Genomic DNA, 26,316 nt, shown 5'->3' with positions numbered 1-26,316 from the left:
GAATTTCTCTTTGCACAGTGGTGGATGGAATTGTGGCCATTGGGTTGCGCTCAGGCGGCATCGGCGAAGCGCTGGATGAGTTCGATCGTGATGTCGCTGCCGCTTCGGTCCATGGCGCGAGGCGTTTTTTCGAAACGATGGACCTTGGCCATCGGGCGAACGGCGCCGACGATGTCGCGGATATCCAGGCGTTGGTCGCAAAGCTGGATCGGGTCCAGCTGCTGATGATGTTCGATCGCTCGATTCTTGCTTGATTAAAGCGCTGGCGCAGGATGGCCGAGGTTCACCTTCGCCGCGATGATTGGGCTGCCTCGAGCGCCGCGCCTGCGGAACCTAGTCCTTGGAGCGGTACCTGGAGCAGCGCGGCGATAATGGGCAGCCGTCGATTGGTCTGTGGTGCCATCTGGATAGACCCCTTCGGAGATGAGCGCTTTGCGCGCGTTCTGGCGAGATGCGACCAGGTAGTATAAAGACGAGCGGTTGGTAGAAGAACCACCGTTTTGATAAGGTTCATATCGATTTGATATGAAAAGCGTCGTGCCACTCGTGCGGGTAGGGCGGATCGGCGTTCATTATACGTTTATCGATATGAAAATGGACCTCAAACGACTTCGCTATTTCGTCACGGTGGCGCGCCTTGGCAGCTTCACGCGTGCAGCCGAGGAGTTGCGCATGGCGCAGCCCCCGTTGAGCCAGCGCGTCCAGGAACTTGAAGCCGAGGTTGGTGCGCCGCTCCTCGACCGGGACTCACGACCGCTGGTGCTGACCCCGGCCGGGCGGTTGCTCTACGACCAGGCGGTACAAGTGCTGCAGAAGACCGAGGCGATGGTGACCAGCATGCGCCGTTTGCTGAGCGATGAGCGGCCGGTGTTCAACTTCGGTGTGGTGCCCGCCAACTTCCACAGCAGCCTGGCCAGCATCATCCGCGAGTATCGGCGTGTGCTGCCTGGCGTCGAAGCACGGATCCTTGAGCTGAACAGCCTGGAGCAAGTGGATGCCCTGCGCACTGGGCGGATCGATGCGGGTATCAGTCGGGTCGAAGTGCCTGCCGAAGGCATCCGGCGCATCGTGCTGCGCGAAGAGCCCATGGTGGTCGCATTGCCGAACGACCATCCGCTGGCGACGCTGGAGGAGGCGATGCCGCTGGTGGCGCTGAAAGACGAGCCCTTCATCGTCTATGCCAACAACCCACGCCCCAGCCTGGCCGATCACGTGCTGGCGCAGTTCGAAAGTCGTGGGGTCTCGCTGTCGCGGACCATCGAGATCGACCAGTACGACACCGCCTTGATCCTCATCGCCGCGGGTACGGGTGTGTCGATCGTGCCCGCGTCCGCGCGCCTGGTGACTTCGCCTGGCGTTTCCTATCGGCCCTTGGTCGAGCACATCACTTCGCCGATCATCTTCTGTCACCGCGAGGACGACGCCACGTCTGAACTTCGCGCCCTCTACTTCGCGCTCGCCCAGTTCCTCACTGAGTGTGGGCACCCGATTCCCAAAGAGCTGCGACTTCGCACCGATACGGCGCTGGACTGATCCCGCCGTGCCGCGGTAGTGCGTGTGCACCATTGGCTCAGGTGGCGAGAATCAGCTGTCGTTGCCGAGCTCGAAAACGAGCTGGGGCGCCTTTCGGCGCCCCAGGTTTGATCTCCGGTGACCTCGTCGGGTCGGTCAGGGAGTGGCGTTTTCGGCGTCAGCCGGCAGTGCGTAAGCGATGACGTAGTCGCCGCGATCCGGTGACTGCCGCGCGCCGCCGGCCGAAACGACCACGTACTGGCGGCCGCTCGCCGGCGAGACGTAGGTCATCGGCGTGGCCTGTGCACCGACCGGCAGCCGGCCTTTCCACAGTTCCTCGCCGGTTTCGATGTCCAACGCTCGCAGGTAGTAGTCCTGGGTGCCGGCATAGAACACTAGGCCTGAGGCCGTGTTCACCGCGCCTCCCAGGGTCGGCATGCCGAGCGGAACAGGCACGCTCGCCTTGACGCCGTTCACCACCGCGTCCTCGACCGTGCCGGCCGGCCGCTGCCAGACCAGCGTACGCGTCTTGAGGTCGATCATCGAGAAGGTTCCCCAGGGCGGCGCATGGCAGGGAATGCCGAGCGGCGAGGAGAGCGACGCATGGTCGACCACGAAGGGAGTTCCCTCCATCGGGTAGACGCTACCGACGCCATGGCCGGCAGGCATCTGGGACTCGTCCAGTCCTTCGCGCGGGATCAGCTTGACGATCTGAGGCATACGGATGTCGTTGATGAACATGTAGCCTTCGTTCTCGTTGATCGAGACGCTGCCCCAGTTCATCCCGCCATAGTAGCCCGGATACAGCAGGCTGGGCTCAGTGGTCGGCGCGGTGAATTCGCCCTCGTAGCGCAGCTTGCGGAAAGCGATGCGACAGGCGAGTTGATCGAAGACGGTGGCACCCCACATCGCCTGCTCGGTCAGCGGCTCGGTGCCGATGGACGGCATGCCCACCGAATATGGCTGCGTCGCACTGACCCAGTCGCCTTCCTGGTGCTCCTGCGGTACCGGCCTTTCCTCGACCTCGGCCAGCGGCGAGCCATCGCGCCGGTCGAGCATGAAGATCTGCCCGCGTTTGGTCACCTGGATCAGCGCCGGTACGGTGCCACCCTTACCATCGGGCAGGTCGTAGAGCGCCGGCTGTGCGGGCACGTCATAGTCCCAGAGGTCGTGATGCGCGGTCTGGAACTTCCAGCGCACGCGACCGGTGGCAAGCTCCAGGGCAACGATGGAAGACGAGAACTCATCGGCCGCTGGAGAGCGATGGGCACCCCAGAAGTCCGGCTGCTGGTTACCGGTGGGCAGGTAGATCAGGCCCAGTGCTTCATCGAAGGCTGGTGTGGACCACACGTTCGGTGTCGCACGGGTGTAGGTGTCTCCCTCGGGCGGCAGCTTGGTGATCGCCGGGTTGCCGAGGTCCCAGGCCCAGACCAGTTCGCCGGAGTTCGCATTGAAGGCGCGGACCACGCCGGATGGCTCGTCGACCGAACGGCCGTCGAACACCCAGCCGCCGACGATCACCAGGTCCTGGACCACGGTAGGCATCGAGGTAGGGAAGTAGTAGGCAGGCTTGATCTCTCCCATGCCGACCTTGAGATCGACCGTGCCGCCCTGGCCGAAGTCTTCGCACAGTTCGCCGGTGTCGGCGTCCAGCTCGATCAGGCGCGCATCGATCGTAGTCAGCACGATGCGACGGCGGCAGGTGTTAGCCGCTGCCGGCTGCGTAGCGGCCGTCTGCAAAAGCGATGGTGTCGCGGCGTCATCGACGATATCGGTGTCCGCGCTCTCCAGCAGGGAGTGGGTGACCGCGCCCGGCTCGTAGTAGCCCACGCCGCGACAGCGGTTCCACGTATGAGTGTCCGGCGCCTGTGGATCATAGCTCCATTTTTCTTCGCCGGTATCCGCGTCCAGTGCGAACACCTTGTTCATCGGTGTGCACAGGTAGAGGGTGTCGTCGATCTGGATCGGCGTGTTCTGGTTTTCCGAGAAGGGATTGGCGGGATCGCCCGTGCGGAAGGTCCAGGCGACTTCCAGGCCGTCGACGTTGTCACGGTTGATCTGCGTCTCGGGCACGAAGCGGGTGCCGTTCGGCGTGCGGCCGTAATACTGCCATGCCGCCGGATCCGAAGCGTCCGGCTCGCCGCTGTTCGCCAGCGAACCGATGCCGCCATTGCTGATCACGCCGTGGGGAACGAACACGGCAGCGCCGCCAGCGACGAGGACTAGCACCAGGGCGGCTGAAAGGCCGCGCGACACGCCGCGCCCGCTGCCGCCGAGCAAGGTGGGCAGCAGCAGGGAGGCGATCAGCGCCAGTACCAGGACCGGTGCCAGACGTGGTACCAGCGGCCAGAAGCTCAGGCCGACCTCCCACAGCGCCCACAGCACGGTGCCGACGAAGACCAAGGCGAACAGCCAGGCGCCGGCGGGCTTGCGCCGCAGGTAGAGGAGACCGGACACCGCCATCGCCACACCGGCGATCAGGTAGTACCAGGATCCGCCCAATATGACCAATTGCATGCCGCCCGCAGCCAGCGCGATGCCGATCAACAGCAGCAGGCCGCCAAAGACGAGCAGAGCCGGTTGCGAGCGCTTGCGCGACGCACCGGATGAACTCTTATTTCTTTCCCCTGACATTTTTGATCCCTTGATTATTGATACCGCCGATCATGATCAACTTGCAGAATGCACATCCCTCCTAAAGCGGTGACGGTCGCTCAGCTACCGTCCGAAGAATCGTTGCCGAAGAGCTTTCCGGCACCAGCCCAGTCCGAAGGGGCGACATCCTCGAAGATCACGTAGATGTAGTTCGGATCGGTTCCGGTGTTCTTGACGATGCTCTCGGTGATTTCGGCAGCGACGGCTTGTTTGGCTTTCGCATCTTTGCCTTCGAACCAACTGACGCGTACTACAGGCATGTCCAATCCCTCTCTTGGGTGATGAAAGTGCCGAGTCACGATGATTCGGCACAGTGAAATCGATCTATTTCCGACCAGCCGTTAGCGGAAGAAGCCTTGGAAAGGTGTGAAGTAGACCGCGCCGAATCCATCGAGTCTGGCTCGGGCGGCGGCATCGGGTTCGCCGTATACCGTCAGGCGGGTCACATCGACCAGCGAGGCGAAGCGTTCGCCGAATGGAGCGAACGTCTCGTCGACGTGGGATACGATTGACGCCGAGTCGCGGTAGTGCTCGAAGATGTGAACGGCGCTTTCGTCGGCGTTGATGCTGTATTCGTAGGCCAGGGTGGTGGGTTCGGTCCGGGCGGCGATAACGGCTTCGGCCACCATTTGCTTGAACTCCTCGAGCCGGCCGGGTTTAGGCGTCAGCTCGAATACCATGTAAACGCTTTTGCTCATGGGTGTTTCCTCAGATTGATCAAGGGCGCAAGAAGGCACGACGAATCGGCGCTCGATTCGGCTCCAACCAGGTTCGGGGTGCCGATCCCATTCGGGGGTTCTCACCCTTTGGCGAAACTCTCCAATTCTATTTGTTGTCAAGAGGTCGATAAACGGGGGTTTGGTCTATAATTGGTGGACATAAATTCCACTATCGGTTTTTTGCGCATGACTGGGCAATGGGCGGTTCCGGATTCACTTTCAGGCATCGGCGCGTTCGTTGCCGTGGTGCGGGCCGGCAGCTTCACCTTGGCCGCTGAACGCCTTGGGGTTACCAAGTCGGCGGTAGGGAAAAGCATCAGCCGCCTCGAACGACGCCTCGGGGTGATACTCATCCGTCGGACCACGAGACGTCTTCAGTTGACGCACGACGGCGAGGCGTACTTCCGGGCATGTTCGGCGGCGCTGGATGGGATCGCGGCGGTGGAGGCGCAGATCACGCCTTACGACGAGGTGCTGCGGGGGCGGGTGTACATCGACATGCCTATGGCCTTCGGCAAGAGCGTGCTGTTGCCCATCCTGCTGGAGATAGCGGCGCCGCATCCGGAACTGGCCCTGACCATGAGCTTCAACGATGCAACCGTCGATCTCATGCGTGATGAGGCGGACCTCGCGATCCGATTCGGCCAGATTCCGGACAGCGGTCATTTGATCGCGCGGAAATTGACCAGCCTCGAGCGGGTGATCTGTGCATCTCCCAGCTATCTGAAAGCCCACGGTATCCCGATGAATCCTTCCGATCTCAACGGACACCGCTGCATCGTCGGGACGAGCCATGGACCCCCGCAGCATTGGACCGTGCGGGAAGGGGGGCACGACACCCAGATCACGCCGCCGGCCACTTATCAGTTGAGCGATGGGGAGTCGATCGTGAAGACTGCCGTGGCCGGGTTCGGCCTGTGCCAGATGCCCGTTCCTCTGGTCAGGCCCAAGATCGAGCGAGGACTTCTCGTACCCGTTCTCGAGGCGTATTCAGGCGTGATGGTCGACGTGAACATACTCTGGGTCCAGCAGGCGACGCTCGCGCCGAGGATTCGCTATGTGATCGATCGGCTCATGGAGTATGCGCAGCGAGGCGCCTTGGCGTGAGCCGCGGCGCCTTATCTGCGACCCCTTGCCTGCGGCCGCAGACGTTCATCAGGGCGCGATCAGGATCAGTCCTGTCCGTCTGGGTGGCTATGTTCCTTGATCCGGCGTGGCGCCAGCCACCAGATGATCAACGCGGCCAGCGCCAGGGCGGCACCGACGAAGCCGGTCGATTCCCAGGGCAGTCCGGCGGTGATGGCCACGCCTCCAGCCCATGGGCCCAGCGCGTTCGCAACGTTGAATGCCGCCTGGTTGGAAGCCGCCGCCAGCGTCTGGGCGCCTTTGGCCACATCCATCAGGTGGATCTGCATGATCGGAGCGAGGGTCCCCATCGTCCCCAACAGCACCACGGCAGGGATGATGGTCAGGCTCGAAGTGGCGGCCAGGGGATAGATCAGCAGCACGACGAGCGCTCCAAGCAGGCTGATGGCGACCGCTTGGCTGCGAAACCTGTCGAAAAGCCATCCTCCGAGTTGCGCCCCGATCAGCGAGCCGACGCCGAACGCGGCCACCCCGAAGGGGATCCAGTTCGCGCAGACCCGGGTGGTATTCAGCATCGTCGGTGCGAGGTAGCTGAACACGCAAAACATCCCCGCGAAGCCAACCGCACCGACGAGCAGGGCGAGCCAGACCGGCGCTCTGTTGAAATCACCCAGTTCGGTCAGCGGATGGGTGGGCTTTTCCTTTCGGTCGGTTGGAAGTGCCACTGCCACTAAGGCGACGGTGATCAACGCGCCGACCGTGACCGCGATGAATGCATACCGCCAGCTCAGAGTCTGCCCCAGGCTGACCGCCAATGGGTTTCCCACCAGCAGCGCGAGCGTGATTCCCATCATCACCCGTGCCACGGCGGCACCGCGCTGGCCAGGCCGGGCGACCGATGCGGCGACCAAGGCCGCCACGCCGAAGAATGCGCCATGGGGGAGGCCGGAAATGAACCTGAAGGCCAGCATCCAGTGGTAGCTGCTGGCCAGGCCGCTGAAGAGATTTGCGATGGCGCGACGTCCCCCCGCTTTCAGTAGCGGGACCATTTAGAGCCCGGGGTTACTGTAGCTGAGCTTCTGCCAGTTGTTTTGCGTGGGCGGCGGGCGTCAGCCCGCCGAGTGATTTCTTTGGTCGTTCCTCGTTGTATTCCCGCCGCCAGCGCTCGATCTCGCTTCGGGCATGCAGCAGCGTCGGGAACCAGTGTTCGTTGAGGCATTCGTCGCGCAGGCGCCCGTTGAAGGACTCGACGTAAGCGTTTTGATTCGGCTTGCCCGGCTGGATCAAGCGCAGCATCACGCCCCGCTCGTGCGCCCAGGCCACCATCGCCTTGCCGCAGAACTCCTTGCCGTTGTCCGTTCGGACCACCTTCGGCAGGCCACGGCTTAGCGCCAGGCGGTCGAGCACACGACTGACCCCGTGCCCGGAAATCGCGCGTTCGACTTCGATCGCCACAGCTTCGTGGCTCGCGTCGTCCACGATCACCAGGCACTTGATGACGCGGCCGTCGGCCGTGCGGTCGAAGATGAAGTCCATCGACCACACTTCATTGGCCGCAACCGGACGGATCAGCGGTTGCCGCTCGCTCACCGGCACCTTCTTGCGCTTGCGTCTCCGCACCTGCAGCTTCGCGTGCTGATACAGCCGCTCCACGCGTTTGTAATTCACGGTATGGCCGCCTTGCCGCAGCTTGAGATAGATCATGCCCACGCCGTAGCGCTTGTGCCGATGCGCCAATGCCTGGATCTGCGCCCGCAGTTCGACATTGCGATCCGGACGAGGTGTGTAACGCAGTGCGCTGGCGCTCATGCCCACCGCGCGCAAAGCGCGCCGCTCGCTGAGTCCTTTTCCGACCATGTAGCGCACCTGCTCACGACGGGCCGGTGCGCTCACCATTTTTTTCGCAGTACGTCCTTGATCACCTCGTTCTCGAGGACTTGCTCGGCCAGCAGCTTCTTCAGACGCGCATTCTCGACTTCGAGTTCCTTGAGCCGCTTGGCTTCGGAAACATTCATCCCGCCGAACTTGCTGCGCCACAGGTAGTACGACGCCTCGCTGAAGCCATGCCGGCGGCACAGCTCCTTGACCGGCAGGCCGGCCTCGGCCTCACGCAGGAAGCCGATGATCTGTTCTTCGCTGAAACGCTTCTTCACGTCCAATCTCCTTCTCGTTCGGGATTGGACTCCAAAGCTGCCTGCTACTCAAGTGCGGGGGGACGTCGGGCGTACGCGCTCATCAGCGCCATCAACATCGTTTTGCGTCTCAGACGTCCGCCGAGAATCGCAAAAGCCGGAGCGCCCACCACGACGCCGAGCGCATAGGCACTGATCAGATTGCCCACGGATTGTTCCGTGACGCCGAAGTCGCTGGCGACGTTCGGCATCAGTCCCATGATCGAGAATTCACTGAGCCCGATGACGAATCCACCCATCGCCAGCGCGAATATGACCGCGACGTAGCGTTTTCCATCGAATGAACTCTGTGCCTCGGTTACCGCTTCATTCATCTTGCCAGACCCCATGATTTGACCATTGGCGAACGAGCGCCTGTTTCCTCGAGGATTCATCCGAGCTGGCAGTACCGCTGCGGGGGCAGTAGGGCAGCTCCATCCGCCGGGCGTGGCATGCGGTGCGCACCGGCCCGTACCCACGAGCGCAGGTGGGTGGCAATGCAGCTGGGGAGTCTCTGCTTCTTCGACCGGCCGTCGTCTGACGGGGAGGGCAAAGCCGCGCACGATCGCCACCGTTCGGCGGTGGTCGTGCGCGGCACGGCGCTCGAGCGCGCGCCGCGTTCAGGGCGCCAAATCAGTCCGGTTCGGGGTCCTCGCCGAACAGCTTGCCCGCGCCCGCCCGCCCAATCGGATGGTTTGACATCCTCGAAGATGACGTAGATGTAGTTGGGATCGGTTCCTGTGTTCTTGACGATGCTCTCGGTGATTTCGGCGGCGACGGCCTGTTTGGCTTTCGCATCTTTGCCTTCGAACCAACTGACACGGACGACTGGCATGGCGTATTTCTCCTGATGATGTGGTACTGCGGGGTCGGGGGGCGATGTGCGTGCAGGGCAATCGAAGTTGCCGTCACGATCACCTTGATGTGGCTTAAGCTTTCGAGCCGGAGCTCGGTATGGGTAGGCCAGGAGGCACAGGCGTGCCATTGCCTGCATCGTTTTCCCTGGCAATGTCCTCCCGGCGGCTGCGTTTATCTCAGGGCGCTTCACTCAAGAAAGTGCGCAGATCGGTCGTGAACTTGACTGGATTCTTGAACATCAAGAAGTGGTCGCCCTGTTCAGCCTCAGAGTAGACGAAGAGTTTCGAGCCAGGAATGGTCTTTTGCATCCATCGTTGGCTGGGCAGGTTGTTGCTGACCTCACCGGTGAAGATCGCCACCGGCACGTCGATCTTGTGCTCGATGACGTCGCGCCAGTCATTGGTGATGTGGTCGAACAGCACTCGACCCACCGCCTGAGGATCGTTCTCGATGAAGGCGTTGGCGAACGCCTCGGAGTTGGCGTAGTAGGGCGAATCCATCGCCTGCGAGCGCTGCATCGGTAGCAGATCGGTGACCAGGGCGTTGAGCGGCGCGCCCTGGGTGAAGCCCGCGACCATGCGCTCGGGAGAGGTGGTCGTGCCTCCGGCGTCCAGGCGCTCCTGTTCGCTCCAGTCCTCGTGGGCGTAGATCGAAATGGGCTCGTCGACGAATACCGCCTTGCCGATGTCATCGGTCCCGAACAGATCGATGTAGCTCCAAAGCACCGCAGCGCCCATCGACCAGCCGGCGTAGTCGGCCTTCTTAAGGCCCAGGTGGTCGCCGAACTCCTTCAGGTCCATGGCGAAGCGCGCGATACGACCGCCATGCTCGACGCGCTGGGACAGCCCCTGGTTGCGCGGGTCGAGCACGTAGACGTGGTAGTCCTTGCTCAGCAGGTACAGCACGTTGAAGTACTCAGCGCCGTTGGCCGACCAGCCCGGGATGAACACCAGCGGTTCGCCCTGGCCAGCCTCCCAGTAGGCCAGCTCGACGCCGTCGGAGGTAGTGAAGCGGTTGATCTGCAATCCGGGAAAATCCGAAAGCTTCTGCGGCAGCCCCTCGATCCGGTTGGGGAAGGTGTAGTCCTTGCCTAGCACCTGCAGCGCCGGTGCGGCGAGGGCGGAGGTGGAGGTCAGGGCAAGGCTCAGGCTGAGTATCAGTCGTGGCAGCATGGTTTTAGTCCTGCAAGGGATGGGCGCGCAGGCGAGCCCTGATGACGGTTCAGGCATGTGCCCAGGACGGTGCGGTGGTCGGGCCGGCGCCAAGGAAGAAGCCGAACTGGATGTTCATCATTCCGATCGGCTCGAGGAAACGGCTGTTGCGCAGCGGGCCGGCGTCGACCGCGACGAACCCCAGCGCTTGCGCCAGTTCGCGCACCTGCGCGGTGGCGGCGGCATCGTCGCCGGCGACGAATACTTGCAGCTGCCTGCCTTCGCGAGCCTCGGCCGGAATCAGGTTGGCGAAGATCGTGTTGAACGCCTTGACCACCCGCGCGGTCGGGGCGGCAGCCTGGGTCTGCTCCGCAGCCGAGGTGGTCAGGCCCACCACCAGGTCCTTGAAGTCCTCACTGACCGGATTGCTCACATCGATCAGCACCTTGCCGGTCAGATCGCCGGCCTCGGCCAGCACCGCGGCGACGGCTTGATGCGGCAGCGCCAGGATCACCGTATCGGCGAGCTTGAACGCGGCAACGATACCGCCGCCTTCCACCTCTGGGCCGATCTCATGGGCCAGGGCCGCCGCCTTGCTCGGATCGCGATCGCCGACCGCGACATCGAATTTAGCTTGCGCCAGTGCGCGCGCGTAGGCCGCACCGATGTTGCCAGTACCGATCACTGCGATCTTCATAGCAAACCCCGTGCGTTGGGTGGTTCGAGAGCTTCAGAGTAGATTTGATCCAATTACTGGTAAATGACTAAAATGATTGGTCATTACAAACGAAATGTTTCCAATGGATCGATTGACCAGCATGGCGGTTTTCGTCAAAGCCGTGGATCTTGGCTCGTTCAGCGCAGCCGCTGAGGCGCTGCAGATGTCGCCGCAGCTGGTGGGGAAGCACGTTCGGCTCATCGAACAACGCTTGGGCGTGCGTCTTCTCAACCGCACCACGCGACGCCAAAGCGTGACGGACTTCGGCCAGGCCTTCTACGAGCGCTCCAAGATCATCCTCGCGGAAGTCGAAGTGGCCGAGAGCATGGCGGCCGAGACGCGCGCCTCGCCTACGGGGAAGTTGCGCATCAATGCACCGGTGAGCTTCGGCATGCGGACGCTGGCCGAGCGCCTGCCCGAGTACATGCAGCGCTACCCGCAAGTGGAGGTGGAGCTCAGCCTGAGCAATCGCGCGGTGGACTTGATCGATGAGGGGTACGACGTGGTCTTCCGGGTCGGAGAGCTGTCCGACAGCGGCCTGGTCGCTCGACCCCTGGCGCCCTATCGCCTGGCGCTGTGCGCAGCGCCGAGCTACCTCGAGGGCCGGCCGCCTTTGCTCACGCCATGGGACTTGCAACAGCACGACTGCCTGGGCTTTGCCCATACGGAGCTGCGTACCCACTGGTCTTTCGACGGGCCGGACGGGCGTGTCGTCGTGCCGGTGCCTGCCCGGCTGATGGTCGACCATGGTGAGCCCTTGCTTTGCGCTGCGCTTGCCGGCATGGGCATCCTGCTGCAGCCGCTGGAACTGGTCGGCAGCGCGCTGGCCGATGGCCGCCTGGTACGTTTGCTGCCAGCGTACCAAGCACCGACGCGGCCGATGCATGTGCTCTATGCCCCTGACAGGCGCCTCACTCCGAAGCTTAGGAGCTTTCTTGATTTCGCCGTCTCCGCGTTCGGCGCCGAGCTCACCGCGCACGATATCCCGGGAGCCGTCCGCTGACGCCAGCACGCGGGCCTCATTTCAGAGGATGTAAGGCCCGCGCCGCAGCCGCTCGATGCGCCCTTGCTCGGTATGGGAAATATGGGGGGCAGTGGAAGAGCTGCAAGCATCGGCCCAACCTCGGCTTGCAGTTCATCCACCTGGCCTTACTGGTCTGTTTATTTTAGTGGGTCGCGCGTTATCGAGTTGCTCGGCTTGAATATCTCGGACGAATTTTTTAAAACGAATAGCGATAATACAGGCTGTATGACTCGATTCCTTGATTAGGGCGCGCTAGATCGGCATTCGAGTAGTGCATAGCGCGTATCCCGATGACGTGATGAACAGCGAACTCGACGCCGGCGCCGATACGATCTTCGAATGCAAGGCGTGATCCAAGGTCTCGATCGCCGACCTGAGTGCCGCTGAATGCAGCGGCTCCGATGCCTGCTTCGATGAATGGCGTGAAGCCATCGGCGTTGAATCGGTAGACGAACACTGGGCTGAAGGATATCGAATAGCGGTCAGGTGCCGCCTCGCCCTCTTCCCAGTAGGTCAATCCCAGGTCCCAGTATCCGCTGAGCTCGCCTCGCTGGCTTTGCAGCCAGCGATTATCCCACGCTCGGCCGTATGCCAAGCGCAAGGTCGCATCGGACTGTCCGGTAATACCGGGAGCGATAGTCATGCTGCCGGCGAACGTCGAAACCCACGGCAAGCAGGCGAGGGCTGCGATGCCGAGTGAAAATGCAGGGTGCATAGGGTACCAACTCCTCGTGTGCTTGGTTTTAGCGCACTGAATTTAGCACGGAATTATTAGCGTACTAACAAAAATTTCACGCCAGGCGATGCGCTGGCGCCAGCGACCCGTGCGCTGATCTATGCAGCTGCCTAGCGTGCGTCGAATCGATGACTCGAAAGCGCTTCATATGCCCGCTCTGGCGGGTATACGAAGCGCTGGAGGAGGGATGTGCGCGCAGCCGCCGCAGATCGACATCAGCGACTTGGGTGGCGCTGAGTGACCACGCACCCGTCTGGACGACCCAAAGGTGGGGCTTCTCCCACACGCTTGGGTTCAGGGTTTATCGATGTGCTCTTTCAATTCCAGCCGGGATGAGCCGTTTCTTTGACGTGACTTTCGCCTTTCCCGATGGGCAACCGATCGTATCCATTTCTTCACCGTCAGTCGCTCCCACGGGCTCGAGAATCTCTTCGTATCGAAAGACACTGGCAGCAGTTCGCCGCCTTCTTCGTTGGGCAGGATGAAGACGCGCTGGGCGCCTACCGGCCGGTCCTCGCTGCTGTATATCGCGATGACGCGTATTTCGATTTTATCGAATAGCAGATTTTGCTCGTCTTTGTAAGTGGATATGATGCTGTCGTTTTCTCTCAATACCCGCTCGTAAAGCTCTCTGTAAGTGCCTATCCTTTTCGTTTGACCACTCTCCAGAGGGCCTTGACGGGTTTCGTTTTCGAGCGACAAATCGTTCTTTTTTTCGCTCGGAAGCTCGAATTCCGCAATATCCGCGGTGACACAGCCTTTTTCGGAATGCAGGGTGACCAGAATGTATTCGATGAAGATCTTCTCAGAGCTCATGTTGCTCAAGAGGCATACTGAATCCAGGTTTCGCGATTTACTTCGATTGATCAATATTCTTGGACGTCGCTGTCGGGCAAAGTTCTGATAGAGAAGCTGTGCATAGAACAACCATACGCACAGGGTGGCAATGCCGTTGATTACCAGCAGTGCGCCTGAGTTTTCATTGATCCAGGTGATCATGTTCCGTCCTTGGTCTTTAGCTTTCCCACGGTAGATGTCCATAGCGTAGGAAGGTTCCATGAATTGCGCTCGTTCGTTGGTTCACCCAATCTCACCGATGCGGGTACGCAGTCGGTCGGTTTGGCGAGTCGGCAACTAAAGGAGATACCGGTGGTGATGGTGGTCTGTCCGGCCAATGCAGTCGTTGGGACTAATTTTTCGATAATCAAAACGGTAAGTCTTTGTGTCATCATGTGGATCTAATGATTATCTGGTGATCCATATGGAAGGTTTCATTTTTGCGCTCGTATCATTTTTTATCATCGGCCCTCTTCAGCAAACGGTAGAGAATAATATCGAGGAAATGGGGCTTACGCAGCAAAGCGCACAGCAGGTAGTGCAATGTTTGAGTGAGGATTACCAGGAAATCTACCAAAGGGCCGCTTCCGATTTCTGGAGAACGGCAACGGTTGCGTTTACCCTTTGGACGGGGATGGGGGATGTGAACGATGCGCTGGAATCCATCGCTCCATCATGCACTTTCGTGTCTGATCGCAAGGCCGTGGAATCGTGACACTGGCATTCTTTGCTGATCCACAATGCGCACTCGGTACGCACGGCCTATATTGAGCTTATCAAGTTCAAGTTGATGCAGGAGGTGATATGTCTGTATTGGAAAGGCTGGCGGGCAACAAGAACGTGGCGCGCGGCGCGCTGCGCCAGCTGTCGCTCGCTGAGCTTGAGAAGCTGGCCACGATCTTCGACGAAATTCGCCAAGAAAAGGCTGAAGAGCAGCATGCGTTGGATGCCGCCGTGGATGAGAAGAAAAAGCAGCTGGCCGCTATTCGGGCTCAGTTGGAGGCGCTGGGTATTTCCCCTGAGGAGTTGAAGCCAGCCAAACGGCGGCCAGGTCGTCCTCGCAAGAGTTCGTTATAGCCAACTTGCGCTGGCGGATGGGGCGCGAGGCGGCGGTAGTTGCGCTGAGCGTTGATGCGCCAGGGGTGGGTGTTATTTTTCTCTAAGTGATCAAATGTTATTAATGGTGTGCGCCTGGGCAGGTTATTGTTTTCGAGCGGGGCTACTCGAGGAGTAACTCTAAGGATGGAGGAGCTAGATTCTGGCTCGACCATCGTGTGAGCCAGACCGTGCAAGGATTTTGCCGCTTAGCCCCGCACCCTATTCAGAACCCAGCCCTTAGCGGCTGGGTTCCAGACTGCTGACGAACCCTGCCTTTACAGGCAGGGTTCGTCATTTCAGTTCAAACCACCCACTTTGCGTGCAGATACCCAGGGAATCGGTAGATGACGGTCATGGCGCTCATCAACGCCTCACAGCGCCGTTGAACAACGCTCCATGCCCCAAAAATGGATGAAAATAGCCGGCGCATCCGCGCCAAGGCCATCTTCTTCAGGTTTTGGCAGGCTGCGGCGAGCAGACACTGCTCTCTCACCCGAGCCAGTCCCCGCATCCGAGCGTAGCGATGGCCGTGTAGCTGTTTGGCATCGGCGAAGCTTCGCTCCACCGTCTCCTTTCGTCGCTTGTAGAGCCCTCGCCCATAGTCGCTCAACCGGTGGCTCTCGATACGCTCCTTGGCGTCCTCCCAGACGTGCCGGGTCACCAGCTTGGTGTGATTGGCGCTTCTCGTGCAGGAAGTCAGTCGTGGGCAGTGCCGACAAATGGCAGGGTCACTGCGGTAGTGCCGATAACCATGGCGGTCGGTAGTGGCGTAGATCAGCCCGTGTCGCTCTGGACAGAGATAGGCATCCTGCTCGGCCTCGTAAACGAAGGCCCGCTTGGGCAGATAGCCCTCACGTTTATTAGGACGGCGGTAACCGATGACGCCATAGAGATCGCGTTCTTCGATGCCTTGGCAAAGGGCGGCAGTGAAATACCCAGCGTCTAATCCCACCGCGAGCGGCGCTAGATCGAAACGTTGGCATTGGTGGTCGAGCCGCGCGAGATAAGGCGCGCTATCCGCCACGTTGGCAGGAGTCACGTAGGTATCGGTGATGATCGCGTATCGGCCATCGACGGTACGGTGATCGAGGTAGAAAAAGCCGGTGGGTTTGCCATCTCGCACCATGTAGCCACTGTCGGGGTCGGTAGTGCTGATCTTCTTCTCGACCGTCTCGGTGACTGCGGCACGTGGCGTCAGTGCTTTTTTCCGTGCTTGGCACGATCCTCCTCGACGGCGGCATCCAGGGCATCGAGATAGCCGGCGGTGCTCCGCTGAACCTGCTCGCATACGAAGCGCGTCTTGTTGGCGTTCGCCTTGAGGTGCGTGCTGTCGGTATAGAGCACTTCACCGCCCACCAATCCTTGCACGATGGCCTGTTCGACCACGGTGTCGAAAATCTCCTGATGGATGGTGTTATCGCTGAAGCGTCGTCGTCGGTTCTGGCTGATCGTCGAGGCATCCGGCACCTTGTCGGTCAGGCTGAGACCGAGAAACCAGCGATAGGCGACGTTGACCTGGATCTCACGCATCAATTGGCGTTCGCTGCGCACCCCGAACAAGTAGCCGATGAACAAGGCCTTGAACAGCATGACGGGATCGAGCGCGGGGCGGCCATTATCGGCGCAGTAGAGATGGCGGACCTTGTCGCGGATGAAGGAGAAATCGAGGGTGGCGTCGATGTGACGCAGCAGGTGATCAGACGGCACCAGCTCTTCAAGCGTGACCATTTCGAGCTGATGTTGATGAGGAGAGGGCTCTCGCAGCACGGCGGCATACTCGCAAAGGGAATGCCTTCATCAAAACAAAGCCCTGGCGGTGAGGCCAGGACTTTGTCAGCAGTCTGGAACCCAGCCCTTAGCGGCTGGGTTTTCCGTTTCATCGGCCAAGGTTTCGGATGGCTGGCGAGGCCCCTTCGACTCGCGGTACTTGTTCAGGGTGCTCGGAAACATCTCGTCTCGAACCACGGCCTCACCGCCGCCGCGCGATTCCTCGACTGGCGTTCCTAACCGTTGCGTCGAATCGGCGCCTTGGCGCGTAGGAACGCCGCTCGGGACGAACGGGTCAGGTATGGCGCCGAGCCCGGGTCCGGAAAACTCCGTTCGTGGTGAGCCTCCTGTGCCATCGCGATGGCACTGCGCATGGACCTTGAACCCGAGTAGCATGGCTGTGTTGCCGCAAGCAGCGTGGCCGCATGTCTTTTGGTGCCGGGTGCCCGGTGGTGAGAATGGCTCTGGTCGTGGGCTGCTGCGCATTATGGTGAGCCTGGCTTCCCGTTGGAAAGATTTGTCTTCCCAGAACACGACCGGGCTTGCGGTAACCCCTTCTCCATCGACCCGTTCCCAGGAGCTATAAGATGGCCCACTTACCGGTATTGGATCCATTGGCAGCCTTCGTGGATGTCGGCAGCGAGCAGATGCATGTGTCGATTGCCGGGGGGGAGCCGAAGGTATTCGGCACGTTCACGGCACAGCTGCATGAGCTACGCGACTGGCTGTTGTCGCAGAAGGTGAAGTCGGTGGCCATGGAGGCCACGGGGATCTACTGGCTGCCCCTGTACAGCGTGCTGGAAGCCGCGAAACTACAGGTGCTGATGGTCAACGGTAAGCACACCCGCAATCTGCCGGGTCGCAAGACGGATATGAAGGATTGCCAGTGGGGAGCGACGTTGCACGCGCACGGACTCTTGCGGGCAGGCTTCGTGCCCCCAGCCGAGATCCGGCGCTTGCAGGATTACCTGCGACTGCGCCAGGACCACATCACGCTGGCCGCAGGGCATGTGCAGCATCTGCAGAAGGCCTTGGAGCGGATGAACATCAAATTGCACGATGTCATCAGCAACCTGGTGGGCCGCAGCGGCATGGCGGTGATCCGGTCGATGCTCGAGGGTGAACGCGATCCTGAGCGACTGCTGGCTTTGTGCGACGTGCAGATCCGCCAGCAGAAGGCCGAACGGATCAAAGCCTCTCTGCAAGGGACCTGGGCCGAGGAGCATCTGTTCGCGTTGCGCCAGGCGCTGGAAAGCTGGGAGCACTACCAGCGTTTGATCAGGGCTTGCGACCAACAGATCGAAGCGGTGCTCCGTTCGATCGACGTCGATCCTCCGACGTCGCCGCCGTCCAAGGCGCACAAGCGAGGCGGTGCCAATGCACCCCAGATCGATGACCTGCATCCGATGCTGGTGGCTCTGTGTGGAGGCAATGATCTCACCGTGCTTCCCGCCCATACGGACTACAGCGTCCTGCAACTCATAGGTGAAGTGGGAACCGACCTGACCCAGTGGCCGACCGAGAAACACTTCACCGCTTGGGCCGGGCTGGCCCCCGGGAGTCATCAGAGCGGTAAGCGCCAACGCTCGGCCAAGCGCAGGCGTAATCGTGCTGGGCGCCTGTTTTGCGTCATGGCCCGCAGCCTCGCTCGCAGCAAACACATTGCGCTGGGCGGTTTTTACCGTCGGATGGCGGGTCGCCGAGGTGGATTGATCGCCAATATCGCCCTGGCGCGCAAACTCGCGGCGCTGTTCTGGCGCGTCATGGTCAAAGGATTGGACTATGTCGAACACGGACTCCAGTACTACGAGGCACAGGCGCTGGAAACCAAACAACGTTCCATGCGTCGACTCGCCAAGCAGCTCGGGTTCTCCGTGACGCCTATCCAGACTGAAGCTCAAAATGCTTCTGCCTGAAAGTTGAGGAAGAACGATATGACGACCGCCCAATCTCCCCCCTGATCATCCCCCTGTCGAGGAGAACTCGGAGGGGGTTCATGGAAAGGAGCGAGCGTCTCGAACCACGGCCTCACCGTCGCCGTGCGATCTCTCTACCCTCCCGGGATGCGCGGAAGTTCATCGAACCACGCTGTCGTCGGGACGTGCTCGCACAAGGTGGGAACAGCGATTGAGCAGCCTAGGGTGAGCTGCTCAATAATAAGATTTATCGAATATTATTATTAGTAAATATTTGTTCGATTCGCTGCATGTCTCCGTTAGCTTGAAGAGCCGGTTGAGATCAGTAGACGCTCATTGTGAGCTGCTCACACATCCACCAAGGCCTTCCCAATGCCCGACGCAGACCCTTCGCTTACAGCTATTCCCAGCTCTCAAGGTGATGCCGCGTACAGGCGCATTCGTCGAGATATCCTCAGTTGTCGGCTGCTGCCTGGATCGAGGCACACCGAGCCCGAATTGATGGATGTCTATGGGATCGGAAAGAGTAGCTGTCGTATCGCACTGACGCGTCTGTGTCATGAGCACTTGCTCGCATCGCTGCCGCGCAAGGGCTACCAGGTCGCGCCCGTCACGGTCAAGGACGTCGAAGAGGTGTTCGCCCTGCGCGCGCAGTTGGAGCCATTGGCGGCGAGACTGGCGGTGGAGCGGGTGGACATCGAGCGGCTGCGGGTCCTGGAGGCTGCGTGCCGGGTCATGCATCCCGCGCCGCTGCCCGAGCAGATCGATGTGTTCATGGATGCCAACAAGGCTTTCCATCTCGAGATCGCCCGGGCGGCCGGTAATGAGCGGCTGCTGCGTACCCTCTCGGGACTGATGGATGAGATGACCCGGCTGGTGGCGCTGGGCTTCAACGTGCAGGGCACCAAGCCTGAGATCAAGCACGACCACAATGCGATGATCAAAGCCTTCGAGGAGCGGGATGGGAAGCGTGCCGAGCTGATCGCGCGCCGGCATATCGAGACCTTCCAGGCGATGACCTTGGAGAAGGTGTACGCCAGTTTGAGCGAGTCAGGTGTCTCGCTGCCGTTGCTGATGGCGAGGTTGTCGTGATGAATGCTCCGTCTTCGCTGGCGGTCGCCGTGCCTGCGCTCTCTTTGAAGGATATCGGTAAGCACTTCGATGGCCTGGAGGCGCTGCGCGGCATTTCGCTGGATGTCGCCAAAGGAGAGATCGTCGCTCTGCTCGGTACCTCCGGCTGTGGCAAGAGCACCTTGCTCAATATCGTCTCAGGGCTGCTGCCGGCCGACCGCGGTGAGCTGCGTATCGATGGCCAGCCGGCGAGCAGCTTTCGCGACTGGCGGCAGATCGCCTACATGTTCCAGGAAGACCGCCTGCTGCCCTGGCGCAGCATCCGGGCCAACGTGGCGTTCGGTCTCGAGGCACAGCGCTCGCGTCGAGCCGAGCGCATCATCAAGGCCGAGGAGGCGCTGCGTCTGGTCGAGCTCGAGGGCTTCGCACGCGCCTGGCCGCATCAGCTCTCCGGCGGCATGCGCAGCCGGGTGGCGTTGGCACGCAGTCTGGTGGTGGAGCCACAGATCCTGCTGATGGACGAGCCCTTCTCCAAGCTGGACCCGCAGACGCGAGCGCAAATGCATCAGGAGCTGTTGCGCTTGCAGCGACTCAAGAACATCACCGTGGTGTTCGTCACCCATGATGTGGAAGAGGCGGTGGTGCTGGCGGATCGCGTGGTGGTGCTGGAGCCGCGTCCTGGTCGCATTCGCGCGATCAAACCGCTCGACTTGGCGCGTCCGCGCATCCCGACGGACTTGGCGGTGAGTGAGCAGGTCCGGCAACTACGGATGGCGCTATGACGATGGAAACCAGCAAACGCATCCTCAGCTTGCTGCTGCAGCGTGGCGTATTGATCGCCGTTTTCCTGCTGCTGTGGTGGTATGCCGCCGGGCGGCTTCCTTCCTTCGTGCTGCCGGGGCCCGAGCGGGTCTTCTATGCGTTCAATGGCCTGGTGCACAGTGCCACCTTCCTGCATGACCTGGGCGCTACCATGGGCCGGGTGTTCAGCGGCTTCGTCCTGGCTACGCTGATCGGTACGCCGCTCGGCCTCGCGCTGGGATCGAGCCGGGCGCTGGCTCGCTTCTTCGAGCCGATCCTCGCCGTGCTCAACACCGTGTCCTCAGCGATCTGGGCGATCTTCGCGATCATCTGGTTCGGTATTTCGGACGCGACCACGATCTTCGTGGTGTTCATGACCGCGATGCCGTTGATCCTCACCAACGTCTGGCAGGGCGCACAGACCGTGGAGCGCCAGTTCATCGATCTGGCGCGTTCGTTTCGCATGTCGCGCTGGCAGATCCTGGTGAAGATCTCGCTGCCGAGCATCCTGCCGTACTTCTTCTCCGGTGCGCGTCTCGCGTTCGGTTTTGGCTGGCGCGTGTCGCTGGTGGCTGAAACCCTGGGCGCGTCCGACGGTATCGGCTATCGACTTCGCCAAGCCGCCGACCTGGTCCAGAGCGATCAGGTGTTCGCATGGACGCTGCTATTGGTCGCGCTGATGCTGCTGCTCGAGGCGGGAGTGCTCAAACCGCTGGAACGCTGGTTATTTCGTTGGAAAACCCCTAGTCGCTGATCGTCAAGGAGTCGTCCCATGCGTAAGGTGCTTGCCGTCGCTGTCCTGGCAGTGACCCCCCTGTTGAGCTTTTCGGTCCAAGCCGCGGAGAAAGTCCGCATCGGCTATTGGACCAGCGGCGTCAGTCTCGGCTATGGCTCGGTGCTGGAGTCCAAGGATTTCCTCGCCGAACGCGGGATCGATGCCGAGTTCGTTCACTTCCCCGATGTCAACGCACCGATGCGCGCGCTCGCCGCCGGTTCGATCGACCTTGCCTTTGGTGCGCCGTTGGCCGGCGTGTTCAGTACCGCGGCCGAAGGCGTGCCGGTCAAGATCTTCGCCGCCACCCAGCCCGCCGACGTTCAGTTCGTGGTGCCGGAGGACTCGTCGATCGAGTCGCTGGACGAGCTGCGCGGCAAGAAGATCGGGATGTCGCCTGCCGGTTCATCGGTCGCGGTGATCGCAAGCGCCGTGCTCGCGGGCAATTACGGCATCGGCAGCAATGATTTCTCGCTGGTCGGCGGCAACGAATCGCGCCTGGCCCAGTTCCTGGTCCAGAAGCAGGTGGACGGTGCCGCGCTGCGCTCGGTGACCATCGCCCAGCTCGGTGATGAATTGAAGGTCAAGCGGCTCGGCAGCTTCGCCGAGGAGTGGCGCAAGCTGACCGATTCCGATTCCGTGCCCTACATCGGCGTTGGCGCGGTCAACGCTGGACTGGTCGATGAGCACCCCGAGACCGTCGCACGAGTGATCGCGGCGCTGCGTGACACCCTGGCATGGGGCGAGGCGCATCCCGACGAGGTGGTCTCGATCCTGCAAAGCAGTGCCAATCTGCCGGAGCATGACGCGCGGGTCTATGTCGGCCAGTGGAATGCGATGAACCGAGTGGCCTTCGAGCCGGAGGATATCGAGACGCTCAAGCGCCAGCATCAGGTGTTCGCCGACAGCGGCCTGATCAGGGGTGAGCTCGACGACAGCCTGTTCGCCACCCAACCCTATGCTCAAGCCGAGCAGCTGCGATGACCGAGGAGACGAGAGACGTGAGTAAAACCATGAAAGCGCTGGTGCTCGATGAGCATGGCGACCTGGACCGCCTGCACGTGGTCACCGACAAGCCGGTGCCGGCGGCTGGCGAAGGACATGTCGTCGTTCGCGTCGGTGCCTCGTCGTTCAACTATCACGATGTGTTCACGGTCAATGGGATGCCCGGCATCAAGGTGCCGTTGCCGGTGGTGATCGGTCTCGACCTGGCCGGCACGGTGAGCGAGGTGGGAGCAGGTGTCGAGGGTTGGCAGGTGGGTGATCGGGTGTTGGTCAACCCGCTCAAGCCCGGTGTCGGACTGATGGGGGAGATGACCGATGGCGGCATGGCGGAGTATGCGCTGGTCGATGCTCGGCAGCTGATCCGGCTGCCCGATGCGGTGAGCTTCGAGCAGGCGGCAGCCTTGCCGGTGGCCTATGGTACCGCGCACAGGATGCTGATCACCCATGCCACGGTGAAGGCGGGCGATCGCGTGCTGATCCTCGGTGCCAGCGGCGGGGTGGGTACTGCCTGCGTGATCCTGGCGAAGCTGCTCGGTGCCGAGGTGATCGCCTGCGCCGGCAGCGAGAGGAAGGGCGAGCAGCTTAAGGCGCTGGGGGCCGACCAGGTGGTCAACTACCGGACCACCGACTTCTCGAAATGGGCGATCGGCCAGTATGGCAAGCCTCAGCGGCGCACTTTCGAGGGCGGCGTCGACGTGGTGATCAACTTCACCGGCGGTGACACCTGGGTGCCGTCTCTGAAGTGTCTCAAGCGCGGCGGCACCCTGCTGGTCTGCGGTGCCACGGCGGGCTACGCCCCGGCCGAGGATCTGCGCTACGTCTGGAGCTTCGAGCTCAATATCAAAGGCTCCAACAGCTTCTATGAGGAGGACCTGGTCGCGCTGCTCGAACTCATCGCCACCGGCAAGGTGGACCCGGCGATCGACCGCGTGCTGCCGTTGGCGCAGGCGGCCGAGGGCCTGGCGCTGATCCGTGACCGCGAGGTGCTGGGCAAGGTGATCGTGGCGCCCTGAGTGGGCACATGACGCTTTCCATCAGCTCATCCATGACTCACTAGGCGAGATCGACAATGACCGAAGCAATTCCAACCCCCGCCGATATCCAGGCCAGGCTGCTCAAGGGCCCTTACCATCAATGGCTCGGGCTGCAGGTGGTGTCCGTTGGCGAGGGCAGTATCGAACTGAGCGCCAAATGGCGCGAAGAATGGGTCGTCAACCTCGAGGGCGGCTATACCCACGGGGGGATCCTCGCCGCGCTGGTGGATTTGACCGCCGACTGGGCCTTGGTCTCCAAGACCGGTAGGGGAGTGCCCACCATCGATCTGCGCGTGGACTACCATCGTCCGGCGAAGGGCGACCTGCGTGCGACCGGTAGGGTGATCAAGTTCGGCAGGCAGGTATCGGTAGCCGAGGCGCAGGTCTTCGATAGCGAAGGGCGCCTGGTGGCGAGCGGCCGCGGAGTGTATTCCACGCCCGATTCCGCCCCGGCGAAGGCCTAGGGCTCAACGATGAGCGCCGAACTCGATCACCTGGTGATCAATACCCGCTTCGACACCGATGCCGCCGCCGAGCTTTTCGCCGCACTCGGTTTCACCCTGACCCCACGCGGCTACCATTCGCTGGGGTCGATCAACCATCTGATCGTGTTCGAGCAAGGCTATCTGGAGCTGATCGGCCTGCCCTCGGGTACCGACAGGCTGCGTCAGGAAGTGTTGGAAAGCCCGGTCGGCATCGATGGCCTGGTGCTCGCCTGCGATGATCCCATCGCGACCCATGAGAGGCTGGTGCGCCAGGGCTTTGCGGCCCAGCCGGTGCAGCGGTTCTCTCGTCCGGTGGAAGTCGATGGCGTCGAGCAGGAGGCGCGTTTCGCCACGGTTCGCCTTCCCGGTGAGTTCGCCGCGGGCCGGGTTTACTTTTGCCACCACGAGACTCCTGAACTGGTCTGGCGGCGGGAGTGGCTCGGCCATGCCAACGGCGTCAGCGGCATTGCACGGCTCACCGTGGTGAGCGCCGAGCCCGAGGAGAGCGCCCGGCGCTATGCCAGGCTTGGCGGCTTCGATGGCGACTTCCAGCTCGATATCGTCGATGCGCAGGCGCTGGTGGCGCGCTTCGGCGTGCTCGCCTGGATGGGAGTGCAGCCTCCTGAACGCTTCGCCGCCATCAGCCTGCGCTGCGCCGACCCGTCGCTGCTTGCTCAGCGCGCCTCAGCCCTGGGGTTGGCGCATGGCCCCACGCCGGCGGGTGTAGTCGTCTCTATTCCCGCATTTGCCACTCTGCTCGAGTTCGTCCAATGAATCCATCCACCCGCAATTTGGCTGGCGTCCTCGACGCCAGCGTCGACCGTGATCAACTCGCCTTCATCGGTCTGGATAGCGCCATGCGGGCGTCCCGCTACAGCTTTGGCCAGCTCGATGAGCTGGCCAACGCCGTCGCCCGCGGGTTGCTCGCCCGTGGCTATGCGCGGGGCGAGCGTATCGCGATCCTGGCGTCCAACTCGGTGGAATATCTCGCCGTGGTACTCGGCACCATGCGCGCCGGGCTGGTTTCGGTGCCGGTCAACTACAAGCTGCCCAGGGCGTTGATCGAGTATGTGGTCAATGACAGCGGCGCCCGGCTGCTGCTTTGTGACCAGGCGCGACTGGCCCTGGCACCCGATGGCGTCGATCGCCTGATGCTCGAAGGAGAGGGACCAGACCGGCTGTCGCAGCTGCTCGACCCAGGGCCGCTTGAGATGTTCCAGCCGCAGGGGGAGGAGCCGGCGATGATCCTCTATACCTCCGGCTCCACCGGCAAGCCCAAGGGCGTGGTGCTCAGCCACGCAGCCCACCTGTGGGTGGTGCGCACCCGCCTGCAGGCGACATCGCTGTCCAATGAGCGGGCGTTGATCGCCGCGCCGTTCTACCACATGAACGCCTTGGCATTGGCGCTGCTGAGTCTTGCCTCCCGGGCGACCACGGTGCTGCTCGCGCAGTTCACCGCGCAGGCTTACCTGCAGGCCATAGAGCGCTATCGCTGCACCTGGCTCACCGCGGTACCGCCGATGATCGCGATGATCCTGCGCGAGCCTCTGGAGAGCGTGGATCTCTCCTCGGTACGGGTGGTGAGGATGGGCTCGGCCCCAGTGAGCGCCAGCCTGCTGGAGCAGATCCACCGCCTGCTGCCAAACGCGCGGGTGATCAACGCCTACGGCACCACCGAAGGTGGGCCTGTGGTGTTCGCGGCGCACCCCGCGGGGCTTGTGACCCCGCCGCTGGCGGTGGGCTGCGCCCATCCCGAGGTCAGCCTGCGCCTGCGCGACGAGCAGGGTAAGGAGAGTGACCAGGGGGTGCTCGAGCTGAAAAGCCCAGGGCTGATGTCCGGTTATCATCACCGCCCCGACCTGGCGAGCCCGTTCACCGCGGATGGCTACTATGTCACCGGAGACGTGTTCCATCGCGGCGCCGAAGGTTTCTACACCTTCGTCGGGCGCCGCGATGACATGTTCGTCAGCGGTGGCGAGAACATCTACCCCGGCGAGATCGAGAAGATGCTGGAGGGCCACCCTGCGGTGCAGCAAGCCTGCGTAGTGCCGGTCGAGGACGAGATCAAGGGCTACAAGCCGGTCGCTTTCGTGGTGCTGCGCGCCCAGGCGCTTGCGAGCGAGGAGGAGTTGAAGGCATTCAGCCTGGAGCACGCCGCGGCCTACCAGCATCCGCGCCGGATCTGGATGCTCGACGCATTGCCACTGGCCGGGACCAACAAGATCGATCGCCACGCCCTGCGTATGCGCGCGGCTCAGCTGTGGAAAAACCAGCTATGAAAGCAAGAGTGAGGAAAGAGCGCAGCCGTCACCCACTGACGACGTCGCGCTAGCGGGGCTTCTTCGCCGGCAGCCGGTAGCCTTTGACCGAGATGGCTCGGACCCGCTCGAGTTCTTGCTCGAAGGCCTTGATCTGCTGATCGTCGGCAGCGGACCGCCGTTTGGACAACCCATCCATGATGGTCATCGAAGTCTATCGCCTCCTTGGCTCGTGAGTGATAAGTGTAGATTAGCGCGAGAATTGTTTCAGTTTTTATATTAAGCCGTGATGTTGTTCATTTCTGATCCCATCAATGTACCGACTAATGGCGCGTTAAGCGCGCCTCGAAATGCCTTCGAGCCCTTAGATGCATCCTCATCGCCGTCGCGCGATCCCTCGACGTCGTCGTGCATGTCCCTCGACCCTTCGACTGGCTCGGGATCGAGATGCGCGCAAGCCCATCGAACCACGCTGCACTCGGGACGAACGGGTGGAAGGTATGGCGCCGAACCAGGAGCGTCCAACCCGTTCGCACGGCGCCGGGTCTTCGATGTGGGAAGGTGAATATCGATATCCATGGATTGAGAATAAGAGATTCAAAATTGATATCTGGTTGAAATTCAACGCCCTCGAATCGGCAG

The 26,316-nt window shown here is 61.8% G+C and carries 27 protein-coding genes and 1 pseudogene; 15 read left to right on the top strand and 13 right to left on the bottom strand.

Going from position 1 to position 26,316, the window contains the following annotated elements; all coding sequences use genetic code 11:
* Nucleotides 1–32 precede the first annotated feature (32 nt).
* Both A5892_RS13335 and A5892_RS13330 read left to right on the top strand, forming a co-directional pair.
* On the top strand, nucleotides 33–254 hold the full coding sequence (locus A5892_RS13335) for a hypothetical protein (protein WP_150123552.1): 222 nt from the start codon (nucleotides 33–35) through the stop codon (nucleotides 252–254).
* A 340-nt stretch (nucleotides 255–594) separates the two neighbouring features.
* Entirely contained in the window at nucleotides 595–1,533 is a 939-nt protein-coding gene (locus tag A5892_RS13330; RefSeq protein WP_064123218.1) for a LysR family transcriptional regulator, read from the top strand.
* 135 nt (nucleotides 1,534–1,668) lie between these two features.
* Here the strand turns inward: A5892_RS13330 and A5892_RS13325 are convergent, their stop codons facing one another.
* From A5892_RS13325 to A5892_RS13315, 3 genes are all read right to left on the bottom strand, one after another.
* Complete coding sequence (locus A5892_RS13325; RefSeq protein WP_064123217.1) at nucleotides 1,669–4,146, bottom strand: membrane-bound PQQ-dependent dehydrogenase, glucose/quinate/shikimate family; 2,478 nt, start codon at nucleotides 4,144–4,146, stop codon at nucleotides 1,669–1,671.
* An 80-nt stretch (nucleotides 4,147–4,226) separates the two neighbouring features.
* Entirely contained in the window at nucleotides 4,227–4,427 is a 201-nt protein-coding gene (locus tag A5892_RS13320; RefSeq protein ID WP_027350471.1) for a tautomerase family protein, read from the bottom strand.
* Between the two features lie 81 nt (nucleotides 4,428–4,508).
* A complete protein-coding gene (locus A5892_RS13315; RefSeq protein ID WP_064123216.1) occupies nucleotides 4,509–4,865 on the bottom strand; it encodes a putative quinol monooxygenase in 357 nt (118 codons plus the stop codon).
* Between the two features lie 207 nt (nucleotides 4,866–5,072).
* Between A5892_RS13315 and A5892_RS13310 the strand changes: the two genes are divergently transcribed.
* On the top strand, nucleotides 5,073–5,993 hold the full coding sequence (locus tag A5892_RS13310; protein WP_064124503.1) for a LysR family transcriptional regulator: 921 nt from the start codon (nucleotides 5,073–5,075) through the stop codon (nucleotides 5,991–5,993).
* 65 nt (nucleotides 5,994–6,058) lie between these two features.
* Here A5892_RS13310 and A5892_RS13305 read toward each other — a convergent pair whose 3' ends face one another.
* The 6 genes and pseudogenes from A5892_RS13305 to A5892_RS13275 form a co-directional block, all read right to left on the bottom strand.
* The gene (locus A5892_RS13305) at nucleotides 6,059–7,021 is read right to left on the bottom strand and encodes an MFS transporter (RefSeq protein ID WP_064123215.1); all 963 of its coding nucleotides are present in this window, start codon (nucleotides 7,019–7,021) and stop codon (nucleotides 6,059–6,061) included.
* A pseudogene (locus A5892_RS13300) lies at nucleotides 7,022–8,125 on the bottom strand (IS3 family transposase).
* Between the two features lie 44 nt (nucleotides 8,126–8,169).
* On the bottom strand, nucleotides 8,170–8,478 hold the full coding sequence (locus A5892_RS13290) for an MFS transporter (protein WP_150123551.1): 309 nt from the start codon (nucleotides 8,476–8,478) through the stop codon (nucleotides 8,170–8,172).
* A 56-nt stretch (nucleotides 8,479–8,534) separates the two neighbouring features.
* On the bottom strand, nucleotides 8,535–8,978 hold the full coding sequence (locus A5892_RS20790; RefSeq protein ID WP_223302668.1) for a tautomerase family protein: 444 nt from the start codon (nucleotides 8,976–8,978) through the stop codon (nucleotides 8,535–8,537).
* Nucleotides 8,979–9,177: 199 nt separating this feature from the next.
* A complete protein-coding gene (locus tag A5892_RS13280; protein WP_064123213.1) occupies nucleotides 9,178–10,173 on the bottom strand; it encodes an alpha/beta fold hydrolase in 996 nt (331 codons plus the stop codon).
* 49 nt (nucleotides 10,174–10,222) lie between these two features.
* Complete coding sequence (locus tag A5892_RS13275; RefSeq protein WP_064123212.1) at nucleotides 10,223–10,849, bottom strand: NADPH-dependent F420 reductase; 627 nt, start codon at nucleotides 10,847–10,849, stop codon at nucleotides 10,223–10,225.
* A gap of 103 nt (nucleotides 10,850–10,952) precedes the next feature.
* Here A5892_RS13275 and A5892_RS13270 point away from each other — a divergent pair, with 103 nt between their 5' ends.
* Nucleotides 10,953–11,873 (top strand): LysR family transcriptional regulator, encoded by a 921-nt coding sequence (locus A5892_RS13270; RefSeq protein WP_064123211.1) that lies wholly within the window; start codon nucleotides 10,953–10,955, stop codon nucleotides 11,871–11,873.
* A gap of 217 nt (nucleotides 11,874–12,090) precedes the next feature.
* Here the strand turns inward: A5892_RS13270 and A5892_RS13265 are convergent, their stop codons facing one another.
* Both A5892_RS13265 and A5892_RS13260 read right to left on the bottom strand, forming a co-directional pair.
* The gene (locus tag A5892_RS13265) at nucleotides 12,091–12,609 is read right to left on the bottom strand and encodes an acyloxyacyl hydrolase (protein WP_064123210.1); all 519 of its coding nucleotides are present in this window, start codon (nucleotides 12,607–12,609) and stop codon (nucleotides 12,091–12,093) included.
* 315 nt (nucleotides 12,610–12,924) lie between these two features.
* Nucleotides 12,925–13,689 carry a hypothetical protein gene (locus A5892_RS13260; RefSeq protein ID WP_082890456.1) on the bottom strand — a complete coding sequence of 255 codons (765 nt, stop codon included), beginning with the start codon at nucleotides 13,687–13,689 and terminating at the stop codon, nucleotides 12,925–12,927.
* Between the two features lie 202 nt (nucleotides 13,690–13,891).
* Here A5892_RS13260 and A5892_RS13255 point away from each other — a divergent pair, with 202 nt between their 5' ends.
* Together A5892_RS13255 and A5892_RS13250 are read left to right on the top strand one after the other, a co-directional pair.
* Nucleotides 13,892–14,182 (top strand): hypothetical protein, encoded by a 291-nt coding sequence (locus A5892_RS13255; RefSeq protein ID WP_150123550.1) that lies wholly within the window; start codon nucleotides 13,892–13,894, stop codon nucleotides 14,180–14,182.
* Nucleotides 14,183–14,271: 89 nt separating this feature from the next.
* A complete protein-coding gene (locus tag A5892_RS13250; RefSeq protein WP_064123208.1) occupies nucleotides 14,272–14,544 on the top strand; it encodes an H-NS family histone-like protein in 273 nt (90 codons plus the stop codon).
* Between the two features lie 322 nt (nucleotides 14,545–14,866).
* On the opposite strand, the gene A5892_RS19885 is transcribed toward A5892_RS13250, so the two are convergent.
* A protein-coding gene (locus A5892_RS19885; protein ID WP_411431755.1) for an IS1182 family transposase occupies nucleotides 14,867–16,332 on the bottom strand; the annotation gives its coding sequence in 2 pieces (ribosomal slippage) (nucleotides 14,867–15,760 and nucleotides 15,763–16,332; 1,464 coding nt in all).
* Nucleotides 16,333–16,919: 587 nt separating this feature from the next.
* Here A5892_RS19885 and A5892_RS13235 point away from each other — a divergent pair.
* The 9 genes from A5892_RS13235 (at nucleotide 16,920) to A5892_RS13195 (ending at nucleotide 25,695) form a co-directional block, all read left to right on the top strand.
* Nucleotides 16,920–18,248 carry an IS110 family transposase gene (locus tag A5892_RS13235; protein ID WP_064122123.1) on the top strand — a complete coding sequence of 443 codons (1,329 nt, stop codon included), beginning with the start codon at nucleotides 16,920–16,922 and terminating at the stop codon, nucleotides 18,246–18,248.
* 372 nt (nucleotides 18,249–18,620) lie between these two features.
* On the top strand, nucleotides 18,621–19,340 hold the full coding sequence (locus A5892_RS13230) for a GntR family transcriptional regulator (protein ID WP_064123205.1): 720 nt from the start codon (nucleotides 18,621–18,623) through the stop codon (nucleotides 19,338–19,340).
* Nucleotides 19,340–20,101, top strand: coding sequence for an ABC transporter ATP-binding protein (locus A5892_RS13225; RefSeq protein WP_064123204.1), 762 nt, complete (start codon nucleotides 19,340–19,342; stop codon nucleotides 20,099–20,101). The genes A5892_RS13230 and A5892_RS13225 overlap by 1 nt, the downstream gene beginning before the upstream one ends.
* Nucleotides 20,098–20,874, top strand: a complete 777-nt coding sequence (locus tag A5892_RS13220; protein ID WP_223302666.1) for an ABC transporter permease — start codon at nucleotides 20,098–20,100, stop codon at nucleotides 20,872–20,874. The genes A5892_RS13225 and A5892_RS13220 overlap by 4 nt, the downstream gene beginning before the upstream one ends.
* Before the next feature lie 18 nt (nucleotides 20,875–20,892).
* The gene (locus A5892_RS13215; RefSeq protein WP_064123203.1) at nucleotides 20,893–21,876 is read left to right on the top strand and encodes an ABC transporter substrate-binding protein; all 984 of its coding nucleotides are present in this window, start codon (nucleotides 20,893–20,895) and stop codon (nucleotides 21,874–21,876) included.
* Nucleotides 21,877–21,893: 17 nt separating this feature from the next.
* Nucleotides 21,894–22,910 carry a zinc-binding dehydrogenase gene (locus A5892_RS13210; protein WP_064123202.1) on the top strand — a complete coding sequence of 339 codons (1,017 nt, stop codon included), beginning with the start codon at nucleotides 21,894–21,896 and terminating at the stop codon, nucleotides 22,908–22,910.
* A gap of 56 nt (nucleotides 22,911–22,966) precedes the next feature.
* Nucleotides 22,967–23,395, top strand: coding sequence for a PaaI family thioesterase (locus A5892_RS13205; RefSeq protein WP_064123201.1), 429 nt, complete (start codon nucleotides 22,967–22,969; stop codon nucleotides 23,393–23,395).
* A gap of 9 nt (nucleotides 23,396–23,404) precedes the next feature.
* On the top strand, nucleotides 23,405–24,190 hold the full coding sequence (locus tag A5892_RS13200; protein ID WP_064123200.1) for a VOC family protein: 786 nt from the start codon (nucleotides 23,405–23,407) through the stop codon (nucleotides 24,188–24,190).
* A complete protein-coding gene (locus A5892_RS13195; RefSeq protein WP_064123199.1) occupies nucleotides 24,187–25,695 on the top strand; it encodes a class I adenylate-forming enzyme family protein in 1,509 nt (502 codons plus the stop codon). Before A5892_RS13200 ends, A5892_RS13195 begins: the two co-directional genes overlap by 4 nt.
* Nucleotides 25,696–25,744: 49 nt before the next feature.
* Here the strand turns inward: A5892_RS13195 and A5892_RS20505 are convergent, their stop codons facing one another.
* A complete protein-coding gene (locus A5892_RS20505; RefSeq protein WP_190295608.1) occupies nucleotides 25,745–25,882 on the bottom strand; it encodes a hypothetical protein in 138 nt (45 codons plus the stop codon).
* Nucleotides 25,883–26,316 lie beyond the last annotated feature (434 nt).

The organism is Halotalea alkalilenta (assembly GCF_001648175.1).
GTDB classification, from domain to species: domain Bacteria; phylum Pseudomonadota; class Gammaproteobacteria; order Pseudomonadales; family Halomonadaceae; genus Halotalea; species Halotalea alkalilenta_A.
The sequence above is the reverse complement of the archived record's forward strand: the minus strand, read 5'-3'. Positions and strand labels throughout refer to the sequence as shown.

What these genes read in the sequence shown, in the direction of transcription:
- A5892_RS13220 (WP_223302666.1), top strand. Translation starts at nt 20,098, where the DNA reads ATGACGATGGAAACCAGCAAACGCATCCTCAGCTTGCTGCTGCAGCGT.
- A5892_RS13325 (WP_064123217.1), bottom strand. Translation starts at nt 4,146, where the DNA reads ATGTCAGGGGAAAGAAATAAGAGTTCATCCGGTGCGTCGCGCAAGCGC.
- A5892_RS13260 (WP_082890456.1), bottom strand. Translation starts at nt 13,689, where the DNA reads ATGGAACCTTCCTACGCTATGGACATCTACCGTGGGAAAGCTAAAGAC.
- A5892_RS20505 (WP_190295608.1), bottom strand. Translation starts at nt 25,882, where the DNA reads ATGACCATCATGGATGGGTTGTCCAAACGGCGGTCCGCTGCCGACGAT.
- A5892_RS13225 (WP_064123204.1), top strand. Translation starts at nt 19,340, where the DNA reads ATGAATGCTCCGTCTTCGCTGGCGGTCGCCGTGCCTGCGCTCTCTTTG.
- A5892_RS13265 (WP_064123210.1), bottom strand. Translation starts at nt 12,609, where the DNA reads ATGCACCCTGCATTTTCACTCGGCATCGCAGCCCTCGCCTGCTTGCCG.
- A5892_RS13305 (WP_064123215.1), bottom strand. Translation starts at nt 7,021, where the DNA reads ATGGTCCCGCTACTGAAAGCGGGGGGACGTCGCGCCATCGCAAATCTC.
- A5892_RS13235 (WP_064122123.1), top strand. Translation starts at nt 16,920, where the DNA reads ATGGCCCACTTACCGGTATTGGATCCATTGGCAGCCTTCGTGGATGTC.
- A5892_RS13310 (WP_064124503.1), top strand. Translation starts at nt 5,073, where the DNA reads ATGACTGGGCAATGGGCGGTTCCGGATTCACTTTCAGGCATCGGCGCG.
- A5892_RS13270 (WP_064123211.1), top strand. Translation starts at nt 10,953, where the DNA reads ATGGATCGATTGACCAGCATGGCGGTTTTCGTCAAAGCCGTGGATCTT.
- A5892_RS13290 (WP_150123551.1), bottom strand. Translation starts at nt 8,478, where the DNA reads ATGAATGAAGCGGTAACCGAGGCACAGAGTTCATTCGATGGAAAACGC.
- A5892_RS13205 (WP_064123201.1), top strand. Translation starts at nt 22,967, where the DNA reads ATGACCGAAGCAATTCCAACCCCCGCCGATATCCAGGCCAGGCTGCTC.
- A5892_RS13200 (WP_064123200.1), top strand. Translation starts at nt 23,405, where the DNA reads ATGAGCGCCGAACTCGATCACCTGGTGATCAATACCCGCTTCGACACC.
- A5892_RS13195 (WP_064123199.1), top strand. Translation starts at nt 24,187, where the DNA reads ATGAATCCATCCACCCGCAATTTGGCTGGCGTCCTCGACGCCAGCGTC.
- A5892_RS13230 (WP_064123205.1), top strand. Translation starts at nt 18,621, where the DNA reads ATGCCCGACGCAGACCCTTCGCTTACAGCTATTCCCAGCTCTCAAGGT.
- A5892_RS13280 (WP_064123213.1), bottom strand. Translation starts at nt 10,173, where the DNA reads ATGCTGCCACGACTGATACTCAGCCTGAGCCTTGCCCTGACCTCCACC.
- A5892_RS13275 (WP_064123212.1), bottom strand. Translation starts at nt 10,849, where the DNA reads ATGAAGATCGCAGTGATCGGTACTGGCAACATCGGTGCGGCCTACGCG.
- A5892_RS13250 (WP_064123208.1), top strand. Translation starts at nt 14,272, where the DNA reads ATGTCTGTATTGGAAAGGCTGGCGGGCAACAAGAACGTGGCGCGCGGC.
- A5892_RS13320 (WP_027350471.1), bottom strand. Translation starts at nt 4,427, where the DNA reads ATGCCTGTAGTACGCGTCAGTTGGTTCGAAGGCAAAGATGCGAAAGCC.
- A5892_RS20790 (WP_223302668.1), bottom strand. Translation starts at nt 8,978, where the DNA reads ATGCCAGTCGTCCGTGTCAGTTGGTTCGAAGGCAAAGATGCGAAAGCC.
- A5892_RS13215 (WP_064123203.1), top strand. Translation starts at nt 20,893, where the DNA reads ATGCGTAAGGTGCTTGCCGTCGCTGTCCTGGCAGTGACCCCCCTGTTG.
- A5892_RS13330 (WP_064123218.1), top strand. Translation starts at nt 595, where the DNA reads ATGGACCTCAAACGACTTCGCTATTTCGTCACGGTGGCGCGCCTTGGC.
- A5892_RS13315 (WP_064123216.1), bottom strand. Translation starts at nt 4,865, where the DNA reads ATGAGCAAAAGCGTTTACATGGTATTCGAGCTGACGCCTAAACCCGGC.
- A5892_RS13255 (WP_150123550.1), top strand. Translation starts at nt 13,892, where the DNA reads ATGGAAGGTTTCATTTTTGCGCTCGTATCATTTTTTATCATCGGCCCT.